The sequence below is a fragment of the Ethanoligenens sp. genome, from assembly GCF_047718355.1.
Lineage (GTDB): Bacteria > Bacillota > Clostridia > Oscillospirales > Ethanoligenentaceae > Ethanoligenens.
In genome coordinates, this window is sequence record NZ_JBDNLG010000030.1 from 17,609 (window position 1) to 27,136 (window position 9,528).

Below are 9,528 nucleotides of genomic sequence, written 5' to 3' on the forward strand. Positions count from 1 at the left end.
CCGTTCAGATACCGGCTGCAGGCTGATCGACCGTAGGCTCCTTGCCCTTTTTGTCCTTGTTGAACAGCGAAACGATCTTGTCAATCAGTTCCGGCACCATGCTGATGGCATTGTCGGCACTGGATGAATTTTGTGTAATCTGCAACATCTTGACCTGCCCTTGCGAGATCACAATAAAGGCCACCGGGTTGATGGTCGCGCCCGCACCGCCGCCGCCGCCGAACAACTCCTTTTCGGTTTTGGCAGGCAAGTCGGAGCCTCCGGAGGCAAACCCCAGCGAAACTTTGGAGACCGGGATAATTACCGTGCCGTCGGACGTGACGATCTGTTGGCCGATAATTGTATTCACGTCCACCAGATTGCGAATATTCTGCAACGTTGAGTCCAGCAGGCCTTTAATCGGATGTTCACTCATGATACAGCACCATCTTTCTGCATAGTCGTGTCCTTCGTGGAGCGCACAAAAGACAACATCATTTTGATAATGGCCGCGCCCTGTGTGACGGCCAGTGTAACGATGGAAAAAATTCTGATGGAAAGCGCGGCAGAAAACGCCACCGATGTTACCCCATCTTGAAACAGAGGTATCACCCGGATATCATGCCGCCGCACGCGCAGCGCACTTTTTAGAAATCCATACGCCGTGTACACCACCGCACACGCTTGCCCATACCGGATGGCAGTCGCGGCGGCGTCCTCCTCATGGATACGCAGGTCGAGGAGCAGGTCGTCCATGACCAGACGGCGACCCGTCGCCGCCACCAGCCTTTTGAGCAGGTCATATACTTCGGAAAAATGCGTGAGGAAAAACGACAAATCCGGTTTGGATGCCGCCCCACCCTCTTTGGCGGATTTTTTCTTTTGGGGTTTGGTTTTTTTGGCGGCGGGTACGCTGGGCAGCCGCACACGGAAAAACCAAAAGCGAATCTCAAAGCTGAATTGTTCCTGAAAAGAAACCAGCAGCCGCACGCGGGAAAGATTGAGGAATATCAGAAAAGCGGCGACACCCGAGAGGATTATCCACCCCATTATGCTTCCCCCCGCAGGCTCCATTGCAACTGATCCGCCGCCTGCGCCTGTCCATCGGTATCCGGGAGCTCTTCCAATGAAGATAGGCCAAAACAGCGCAGGAAATTCGCAGTGGTTCCATACAAAATCGGACGGCCCGGCACATCCAGCCTCCCGCATTCCTCAACCAGACCCTTCGCCGTCAGGCTGGAAAGCACACCGCCGCAATCCACTCCGCGCACCTGCTCCACATAGCTTTTGGTAACCGGCTGGCGATAGGCCACCACAGCCAGCACCTCCATGGCGGCGGAAGAAAGCGGTGTGTCCCGCCGCATGTCCAGCGCCCGGCGCACCACCCCCGCGTATTCCGCCCGCGTGGCAAGCTGAAGACATGTATCCAGCCGCAGCAGGCAGACACCCGTTTTCGCCAACGCTTTTTCTAATGCGTCCGCCAGCTTGAGAACGGCAGGCTTGTCCAGTTCCAGCGCCGCAGCAAGCCGATCCACCGGCACCGCCTCCCCGCTTGCAAACAGGATTGCCTGAAGAGCCGCCAAATCTGTCAATTCCATTTACTTGTCCCCCTCTTGAGCAGCAGGACCTCATCGCCGTCTTCGTCGTTTGCCTGCACGCGCCCCGCGCGTACCAGTTCCAACACCGCAAGAAACGTCGCAACCGCTTCTGAACGGCTGTCCACATCGACAAAAAGTGTCTGAAAACGCTGGTTGCCGCCACGCACCAGCCGCCGCAGCACGTGAAGCACCCGCGTGGTGACTGACGCCGCCGCACGCACCACCACGCCGGAAAACGAATCAGCGGTGGGGGGCTGCCTTATTTTCACTTTGCCCCGTGCCTGCAAAAACGCCTCAGCCAGTTCCGCAGGGCGATGATGCAGTCGGTACGTCTGCTCACGCGGCATCGGCTGCGGCTTGCGCACAAAGAGTTCACGCCGTCTGGCAGTTAGCAGCACAGCAAGCGCTTTGCAAGTCTGATAGGCAAGCAGGGCGGTCACCAGTTCCTCTCTCGGGTCTTTTTCCTGCTTGGGCAGCAGCATGGCAGATTTCATCTGCACCAGACGGGATGCCATCTCCAGAAACGCGCTGGTCAATTCCATATCCATCCGGCTGGCCTCATCAAGGTAGGCCATGTACTGCGTAAGCAGTTCCGCGATGGGGATGTCGCAGATGTCCAGCTTGTGTTTGGATATCAGATGCAGGAGCAAATCCAGAGGTCCCTCGAAAACCGGGAGCTTAAATGTAAGTCTTTCCATATATCGCCTTTATTATGCACCGTTCAGGCAACTAACGACCACATCCCGCCCAGCAGCGCCTGCTCCGCCTGGATCAGAGGGGCGGATAAGAACCCTAAGAACAATACGCCCATCAAGACCATCTGAATCATGCCCTCATAGCGGTAAAGCGCCTCTTCCGCGCCGCGCGAAAGAAAAAGCATCAACACACGGGAGCCATCCAGCGGTGGCACGGGGATGAGATTAAAAATAAACAAGCCGACATTGATCTGTGCCGAAACAGTCAACAGTTGAACCAACACGTTCAAAGTGGTGCTGGAAACGCCGCCCGTCGTCTGCGCAACAGACGGATCGACAGCAAATCGCAGCAATGCCAGTGATACAAACGCCATCAGCAGATTGGAAAGCGGCCCGGCAATGGACGTAAGTGCCATGCCAACGCGCGGATTTTTAAAATTGTTCGGATTGACCGGAACCGGCTTTGCCCAGCCGAACCGGAACAGCAGCAGACAGATTGTGCCCATCGCGTCCAGATGTTTGAGCGGATTGAGCGTCAGCCTGCCCTGCCATTTCGCCGTCCGGTCACCCAGCGCATAGGCGGCAAGGGCATGGGCGCATTCATGCACGGGGAACGCAAGGAACAAAACCGGCAGCGTATACAGAAAACCCGTTAGATAAGACAAGATAGATTGCGTATCCATACGCAGCAACGACTGGAACATGGAGCGCTCCTTTTATATGCCGGCAAACACCGGCTGAACAGGAACCGATACGAACGCTATGATAAGTATACGCGATTGCCGCCCATCATGCAAGCGGATAGGCGGCAATGGATAAAACGGGACATACTATCTGTCATAAGAAGGGGGAGATTGTTTGAAACCCGATATCGTCTACTATGAACCGAGCGTGTTCTCCTATCCGCTTGGCAAACAATTGAAAACAAAGTTTGCAGATGTGCCATGGATACCCATCGAGAATCACAACAACATCGAGACCCTGCGGCGCAACCCCAACACGGCATTTCCGCAGATGAAGCGGCATTTGATCGTCGGTGTACGCAAATCCCTCCGCTTTGTGCCCAACCATAAGGTATCCGATTTTCTGGTACCGTATACGTCTTCCGGGTGCAGCGCCATGTGCCTGTACTGTTATCTGGTATGCAGCTACAATAAATGTGCCTATCTGCGGCTATTTGTCAACCGCGAGGAGATGATGGACAACCTTATCCGCACAGCTGCGCGCGCTGAAAAAGAACTGGTGTTTGAAATCGGCAGCAACAGCGATTTGGTCCTGGAAAACACCATCACCGGCAACCTGCCATGGACAATCCATGCATTTACCGAAAGTCCAAAAGGACGGCTCACGTTTCCCACGAAATTTGATATGGTAGAGCCCTTGCTGCCGCTCGAACACAAGGGGCGGGTCATCGTGCGTATGAGCATCAACCCGCCGTCTATTATTCAGAAAATCGAATTGGGTACTTCCCCGCTTGAGCGCCGCATTCAGGCAATGAACCTGTTATGTGACGCGGGTTATCCCGTTGGGATGCTGCTGGCACCCATCATTTTGACAGACAACTGGCGTGCGCTCTATGCGGATCTCATCAACCGGCTCGCGGACGAACTGAGTGAAAAAGTCAAAGCACAGTTGTTCATTGAAATCATTTTTATGACATACAGTTATGTGCATCGTGCCATCAACAGCGAGGCATTCCCAAACGCCGTAGACCTGTACGACCCCTCACAAATGACCGGACGCGGACGCGGCAAGTATTGTTACCGTGACCCGCTTCGCGCGGAAGGAGAGTCCTATCTCCGGGAATTGCTTTCGAAAAAGCTGCCCGGCGTCCCCATCCTCTACGTCGTCTAAAACGCATGCCGCACATGTCTTGGCAACAGATACATGACATCCACATTGAACATCCCGTTTGAAGGCAGTCGGTCTGATCTGTCATTCCGCCTTAGCGGATACATCATCCAGTTGTGCATGGCTGTCCGCATCCGGCAAAGCGGACACATCTTTAAGTTTGCGCTGAATCTGCCGTGTGCGCACCCCTACCAGTTGATCAAGCTCGTGGTTTGCCTGCTCCAAGCGTTGTTGGGTTGCCGAAAGCACTCCGGCAAATTTTTCAAATTCCGTTTTGACCGCACCAAGCACCTGCCAGACTTCACCTGATCGTTTTTGAATAGCCAGTGTGCGAAATCCCATTTGCAGGCTGTTCAACAACGCCGCCATGGTGGCGGGTCCTGCCACAGTGACCTTATAAGTACGCTGAAGCGTTTCAAGCAGACCGCGGCGCACCACCTCGGCATACAAACCCTCAAACGGCAAAAACATCACGCCGAACTCAGTGGTTTGCGGTGGTTCAATGTATTTGTCATGGATATCTTTCGCAAACAATTTAATGCGCTGTTCCAGTTCTGCACCCGCCTGTGCAACCAGAGCCTTGTCGCCTATATCGTATGCATCGCACAATTTGGCATATGCATCAGCGGGAAATTTGGCGTCCACCGGCAGCCAGACCGTATCGTCTTCCGCACCCGGCAGCTTGATGGCATACTCAACCACATTTGTGCTGCCGCGTCGCGTCGCCACATTGGCTGCATATTGTTCAGGGGGTAAGATTTCCTGTAAGATCGCGCCAAGCTGCACTTCGCCCAGCACCCCGCGTGTCTTCACGTTGGAAAGCACTTTTTTCAAATCGCCCACACCGGCGGCAATGGTCTGCATTTCACCCAGCCCTTTATACACCTGCTCCAACCGCTCGTTCACCAGCTGAAACGACTGGCCGACTCGTTCGGTCAATGTTTTTTCCAGTTTTTCATCCACTGTCTGACGCATCAATTCCAACTGCTTTGCGTTGTCTTCCCGTATAGCGGAAAGGCGGTTTTCCATCAACGCACGGATGCCCTCCAGTTTTAATTCATTTTGCACAGAGAAATTCGCAATGCGTTTGTCAACCCCCGTTACAAGCTCGCCCACGGTTTTTTGCAATGCATCCTGCCGTAATGACAGCTGCCCGCTCATCTGTGTAAACCGCCGGTTTTCAGCGGCAACAGCCTGTTCCTGAATGCCGGATAGGATGTCGCTCAAATTTTTAATACTGGTCTGAATCGAAACGCCAGTCTCTGCGCGCGCTGCACGGAGTTGCTCCAAAACATCTTGCCGAAGCGCTTCCATACGGCGGGTATCCCCGCTTTGCCCAGAAGATTTTAACAATGTGGCCACAAGTGTAAACGCCGACAGCCCCACAGCGATTACTGAAAAAAACAAGATGGCTGTCAACATGAAATCACCTTTCCCTTTTACAGCATTTTAAATCGGCAACAAAAAGCAGCCATGGAAACCATGGCTGCTTTTTACATGATTGGAGGCGCCACCCAGAATCGAACTGGGGAATAAAGGTGTTGCAGACCTTTGCCTTACCGCTTGGCTATGGCGCCGTAGTACCGGTATAACTCTGCAAAAGCCACAGTACTAACTCTTGCAAATGAAAACCGTTGGTGCCTCCGGGCGGAATCGAACCACCGACACGGGGATTTTCAGTCCCCTGCTCTACCGACTGAGCTACAGAGGCGTGTCAAAGCATCATGACCATTTGTATGTGCAAAGCATGTACACTATTATATCAAGCATTTGGCATGTGTCAAGGATTTTCTTAAAGTGTGTATATTTGAATTGACTTTTTCTTTTCTTTATAGTACAATAAACAGCGCCGCTATTATCGCGTGATGTATGGGAGCATAGCTCAGCTGGTCAGAGCACCTGCCTTACAAGCAGGGGGTCGTTGGTTCGAGCCCAACTGTTCCCACCAAACGAAAACCGCTTACCTAAGCCGACTGTTGGCTATGGTAGGCGGTTTTTATTTTTGCAATAAAATCGTCAAGCGCAACAACGGTGCAACAACTGCGCACTTTGCTGTTTATCCCTTCCCGACCCTGCTATACTCATCGCAGGAATGTCATCATGAATTATGACATGCACAGCATGATAAAATTCTGCACGGCTGCATTGGTCGCTCTGATGCACGGAGAGATCACGTTTATCTGCCCAATATGTGATGGGATTGCTCACGTTGAGCGTGTAGGATGGAGGCTGCGGACTTAGGAACCTTTGTAGTGCCATTTGGGTCAATATCCAACGCCCTGCGAATAAGGATAGAGAATCTTAAATTACGAATTAGCAGAACTGGAGCTACTGGCCAAGGAACTTAAATCCTTTGCATAAGAGATCATATTACCGGTCATCGCATCGATCAGATTATCGGTCGTTTTAACCTTCCATTTATCTTTCTGCTTCACAAGCTGTAAATTCATTTCAGTAGTAGTCAAACTCACATCTGGCTGGCTGATCTTATTTTGAAATTCGTTCATTATTTCGGATTCAGTGTCTTGGCTGCCCGCAGAACTATTGAGTGCATTTGCAAAAGCCTTTGAAATTTCCTCAGACATGATATCCTGTAATATTTTTTTAGCATCTGGTGCGGTAATCTTTACCTTTACGGATGCGCTGTTGTCTTTGACCGTTGGATCTCCTTCGATTTTGGTGTCAACTTTATTGAATATTGCTTTGTAAATATTTTCCCCGGATTGAATATCAGAGCTTGTCATTGAGCTGCTTGAGCGTTTTATCAATGATTCAAGATCGCTTGATGTCCCATTAACCGATAGGCTCTCCATAGTGGCAATGTTAAGGGATTTTATTGCTTTAAAATATGTAGTTACGGTGTCTTTGGGAGACAATTGTGTTTGGCATCCAGCCAAAAAGATAACTCCTACAAGTAATACACATGTGATTGAAATAATCGATACTTTTCTCATTTTTCCATCCTCTGACTAAGTTTATTTTTCTATATATAAACCCGCATACGCGGTTTATCTTTAGTTCTGGATTTCTATAGCTTTTTCTGATAGACCTATGATCTTCATCACATCCGCCGCATCTGGTTTTTTGGCATTGGACATACCCAACAAATAATCAACAGTCACGTCAAAGTGAACTGCCAATTTGCAGAGCAGTTCATATTTTGGTTCACGTGCCCCCTCGTAGGCAGAGTAACTTTACACAGATACGCCGAGTAACCTCGCCAAATCGCTTTGATTTTCACCTTTGTCTATACGCAACTGCTTTAACCGGTCTGAAAAAGTGGACATATTATCCCCCCGCCTGAAACTCCACGCTTACTTGTACTAAGGATACCATAATAAATTTATAGAGTAAACACTGCAATAAAAATCCAATCCGGTATAATATTATCAGTTTAAAAGATAATATTATACCGGATTAGTTTAATAGAGGCATCCCACATGGAAACAAATCTTACTGTATTCAACCAAGACGGCACGGAGGTCGTCAATAGCCGCGAAGTGGCACAGGTTGTGAGGAAAGACCACGCGCATTTGATGCGAGATATACAGGGGTATATCAAATAACTTAACGAATCCAAAATTGATTTCGTTGAATTCCTCATTGAAAGCAGCTAATCTGTCGCTGGAAGCGCCCACCTTCAACAAGCTGATGCTGGAACATGGCTTTCTGGAAAAGCGCACACGTCCCAGTTCCAAAAGTGGCACCAAAAAATTCAAGGCGCTGACCACAGCTGGTTTGAAATTCGGTAAAAACGCCATCAGTCCTCACAGCCAGCACGAGGTACAGCCCAACTATTACGAGGACAGCTTTACGGAACTGTTCAGCCTGCTGCAGTACTTGCCTTCTTAATTGGAATTGCTGTAGGGCATTTACTATGGTAAACAAATATATTGCATTAAGACTTTTTACGGCATTCCTCACAAAGTCCATAGTAAAGAATATCCTGCAAATTAATTTGAAAATGGTAATGCACTTTGATTGCCTGTTCACAGACACTGAGCATTCGTATAACAGATTCATCCACAATTCCAATCGTCTTGCAGCATTTTGTACAGATGCAATGCGGATGCCCTTCCGGTTCATTGGGATGGATTAACTCATAGCAATTGCGTTTGTTGTCGATGCGTATTTTATGGAGGACATTCTCCTGCTCCAGAAAGGATATGGTCTTATAGATCGTTGCAATAGAAACCCGGGAAGATTCTTCTTTTGCATACCCGTAAATTTCCTCGACGGTCAGGTGTGACCTATCATGCTCAAATAATATTTTAAGCACCGTCTGTTTCTGCGAAGTCAGCCGATGACCGTTTTGACCCAACAGGCGAATTACTTTTTGCTGTGTTGTCACAGGTAACATAAAACCGATCGCCTTCCTCTACTTGACAGCACGCTCACTATCCTCTTTGGACAGCGCCGAATCGACAGGCTCGGATGCACTTACCACAGCGAACACATTTCAAAGGATTAATTGCATATGTCTTTCGATGCTGCCCTTGAATGGCCTTATGCGGACAAACTCTTGCGCAGTGACCGCACCCGACGCATTTTCCCGACAGGATGATGTAAGAAGGTTTATTGACATTCTCCATAATAATATAGGCTCCTAACTATTATTTGCGCATGGTACCCCTCTCCAGTAGTCTGAATTACTTGAGATAAGAGACCCGCTTGTATGTTTTCAGAAGCGGCTGAAACCTAGATGATGATGGTGACCGAAACCGTGGTGGCCATGAGGATAGTCAAACCCGCGATGATGGCCGTGCTGCGAAGCGCCCTGCGCCAATTCAGCAGAATCCATAGCATCCAAATGGGCACAGAGCTTTTCGGTAAGCTCTAGCATTTTTCCAACGTCTTCATCCGCTAACCCCGCGAACAAAGTATTGGCCATTTCTTCTGTCGCATTCTGAGACGCTTTCGCAGCGTTCTTACCCTGTTCCGTCAGAAAAATGTGCATGACACGCTGGTCTTTTTCATCCTGTCTGCGCTCCACAAGGCCAAGCTGTTCCATTTTAGAGAGCATTTCGGTCATAGAGGAAGGACGTACATCCATTTCTTCTGCAAGATCTCGTTGAATGACGCCATCGTTTTCTGCAATGAGCATTAACAGCCTCGATTGCTCACGATAATATCCCTCCGCATGTCCGATCCGATGTGCACAGCGGTGCATTTGCCTGCCAAGACGGTGGATAGCCGTATAAAGTTTAATGGTATCAATCGGTTCTTTATTAAGCATTTTATATTCCTCCGCATTATAATAAGGTTCCTAACTAAATATGTTATACTACGAATACACATGGCTGTCAAGTATTAATTTAGGCGCCTAACATTAAAATGAAATAATTAGTGGAACAGAAGCTTAGAACCTGTACTCAATAAACGACCAAAGCTGCCGATATAATCAA

At 49.5% G+C, this 9,528-nt stretch carries 13 protein-coding genes and 3 tRNA genes; 4 read left to right on the forward strand and 12 right to left on the reverse strand.

Features of this window, described 5'->3' with window-relative positions:
- Positions 1-4 precede the first annotated feature (4 nt).
- The 5 genes from ytfJ to ABF463_RS06450 are packed head-to-tail and all read right to left on the reverse strand — an operon-like array spanning position 5 to position 2,976.
- Positions 5-415, reverse strand: coding sequence for a GerW family sporulation protein (gene ytfJ / locus ABF463_RS06430; protein WP_415532747.1), 411 nt, complete (start codon positions 413-415; stop codon positions 5-7).
- Entirely contained in the window at positions 412-1,029 is a 618-nt protein-coding gene (locus ABF463_RS06435; protein WP_415532748.1) for a DUF2953 domain-containing protein, read from the reverse strand. The genes ytfJ and ABF463_RS06435 overlap by 4 nt, the downstream gene beginning before the upstream one ends.
- The gene (scpB, locus tag ABF463_RS06440; RefSeq protein WP_415532749.1) at positions 1,029-1,577 is read right to left on the reverse strand and encodes an SMC-Scp complex subunit ScpB; all 549 of its coding nucleotides are present in this window, start codon (positions 1,575-1,577) and stop codon (positions 1,029-1,031) included. The genes ABF463_RS06435 and scpB overlap by 1 nt, the downstream gene beginning before the upstream one ends.
- Complete coding sequence (locus ABF463_RS06445; protein WP_415532750.1) at positions 1,568-2,275, reverse strand: segregation and condensation protein A; 708 nt, start codon at positions 2,273-2,275, stop codon at positions 1,568-1,570. The genes scpB and ABF463_RS06445 overlap by 10 nt, the downstream gene beginning before the upstream one ends.
- Before the next feature lie 23 nt (positions 2,276-2,298).
- The gene (locus tag ABF463_RS06450) at positions 2,299-2,976 is read right to left on the reverse strand and encodes a site-2 protease family protein (RefSeq protein WP_415532751.1); all 678 of its coding nucleotides are present in this window, start codon (positions 2,974-2,976) and stop codon (positions 2,299-2,301) included.
- Between the two features lie 154 nt (positions 2,977-3,130).
- On the opposite strand from ABF463_RS06450, the gene ABF463_RS06455 reads away from it, so the two are divergent.
- Entirely contained in the window at positions 3,131-4,126 is a 996-nt protein-coding gene (locus tag ABF463_RS06455) for an SPL family radical SAM protein (protein WP_415532752.1), read from the forward strand.
- A gap of 81 nt (positions 4,127-4,207) precedes the next feature.
- On the opposite strand, the gene ABF463_RS06460 is transcribed toward ABF463_RS06455, so the two are convergent.
- From ABF463_RS06460 to ABF463_RS06470, 3 genes are all read right to left on the reverse strand, one after another.
- Positions 4,208-5,545: a DNA recombination protein RmuC gene (locus ABF463_RS06460; RefSeq protein WP_415532753.1), complete on the reverse strand. Its 1,338-nt coding sequence runs from the start codon at positions 5,543-5,545 to the stop codon at positions 4,208-4,210.
- Positions 5,546-5,625: 80 nt separating this feature from the next.
- Positions 5,626-5,700 (reverse strand) — tRNA-Cys (locus ABF463_RS06465).
- A gap of 58 nt (positions 5,701-5,758) precedes the next feature.
- A tRNA-Phe gene (locus ABF463_RS06470) sits at positions 5,759-5,834 on the reverse strand.
- A gap of 160 nt (positions 5,835-5,994) precedes the next feature.
- Here ABF463_RS06470 and ABF463_RS06475 point away from each other — a divergent pair.
- Positions 5,995-6,071, forward strand: a tRNA-Val gene (locus ABF463_RS06475).
- 358 nt (positions 6,072-6,429) lie between these two features.
- Here ABF463_RS06475 and ABF463_RS06480 read toward each other — a convergent pair.
- Complete coding sequence (locus ABF463_RS06480; RefSeq protein WP_415532754.1) at positions 6,430-7,077, reverse strand: hypothetical protein; 648 nt, start codon at positions 7,075-7,077, stop codon at positions 6,430-6,432.
- 486 nt (positions 7,078-7,563) lie between these two features.
- On the opposite strand from ABF463_RS06480, the gene ABF463_RS06485 reads away from it, so the two are divergent.
- Both ABF463_RS06485 and ABF463_RS06490 read left to right on the forward strand, forming a co-directional pair.
- Complete coding sequence (locus ABF463_RS06485) at positions 7,564-7,689, forward strand: hypothetical protein (protein ID WP_415532755.1); 126 nt, start codon at positions 7,564-7,566, stop codon at positions 7,687-7,689.
- A 37-nt stretch (positions 7,690-7,726) separates the two neighbouring features.
- A complete protein-coding gene (locus ABF463_RS06490; RefSeq protein WP_415532756.1) occupies positions 7,727-7,975 on the forward strand; it encodes a hypothetical protein in 249 nt (82 codons plus the stop codon).
- A 46-nt stretch (positions 7,976-8,021) separates the two neighbouring features.
- Here ABF463_RS06490 and ABF463_RS06495 read toward each other — a convergent pair whose 3' ends face one another.
- The 3 genes from ABF463_RS06495 to ABF463_RS06505 all read right to left on the reverse strand — a co-directional run bounded on the left by ABF463_RS06495 (position 8,022) and on the right by ABF463_RS06505 (position 9,359).
- Positions 8,022-8,483: a Fur family transcriptional regulator gene (locus ABF463_RS06495; RefSeq protein ID WP_415532757.1), complete on the reverse strand. Its 462-nt coding sequence runs from the start codon at positions 8,481-8,483 to the stop codon at positions 8,022-8,024.
- Positions 8,484-8,520: 37 nt separating this feature from the next.
- Positions 8,521-8,715 (reverse strand): 4Fe-4S binding protein, encoded by a 195-nt coding sequence (locus ABF463_RS06500; protein ID WP_415532758.1) that lies wholly within the window; start codon positions 8,713-8,715, stop codon positions 8,521-8,523.
- An 89-nt stretch (positions 8,716-8,804) separates the two neighbouring features.
- A complete protein-coding gene (locus ABF463_RS06505; protein ID WP_415532759.1) occupies positions 8,805-9,359 on the reverse strand; it encodes a MarR family winged helix-turn-helix transcriptional regulator in 555 nt (184 codons plus the stop codon).
- Positions 9,360-9,528 lie beyond the last annotated feature (169 nt).

Bases quoted from the DNA above. Each gene is read 5' to 3' on its own strand.
- ABF463_RS06435 (WP_415532748.1), bottom strand. From the start codon at position 1,029: ATGGGGTGGATAATCCTCTCGGGTGTCGCCGCTTTTCTGATATTCCTC.
- ABF463_RS06445 (WP_415532750.1), bottom strand. From the start codon at position 2,275: ATGGAAAGACTTACATTTAAGCTCCCGGTTTTCGAGGGACCTCTGGAT.
- ABF463_RS06460 (WP_415532753.1), bottom strand. From the start codon at position 5,545: ATGTTGACAGCCATCTTGTTTTTTTCAGTAATCGCTGTGGGGCTGTCG.
- ABF463_RS06500 (WP_415532758.1), bottom strand. From the start codon at position 8,715: ATGGAGAATGTCAATAAACCTTCTTACATCATCCTGTCGGGAAAATGC.
- ABF463_RS06450 (WP_415532751.1), bottom strand. From the start codon at position 2,976: ATGTTCCAGTCGTTGCTGCGTATGGATACGCAATCTATCTTGTCTTAT.
- ABF463_RS06480 (WP_415532754.1), bottom strand. From the start codon at position 7,077: ATGAGAAAAGTATCGATTATTTCAATCACATGTGTATTACTTGTAGGA.
- scpB (WP_415532749.1), bottom strand. From the start codon at position 1,577: ATGGAATTGACAGATTTGGCGGCTCTTCAGGCAATCCTGTTTGCAAGC.
- ABF463_RS06505 (WP_415532759.1), bottom strand. From the start codon at position 9,359: ATGCTTAATAAAGAACCGATTGATACCATTAAACTTTATACGGCTATC.
- ABF463_RS06495 (WP_415532757.1), bottom strand. From the start codon at position 8,483: ATGTTACCTGTGACAACACAGCAAAAAGTAATTCGCCTGTTGGGTCAA.
- ytfJ (WP_415532747.1), bottom strand. From the start codon at position 415: ATGAGTGAACATCCGATTAAAGGCCTGCTGGACTCAACGTTGCAGAAT.
- ABF463_RS06485 (WP_415532755.1), top strand. From the start codon at position 7,564: ATGGAAACAAATCTTACTGTATTCAACCAAGACGGCACGGAGGTCGTC.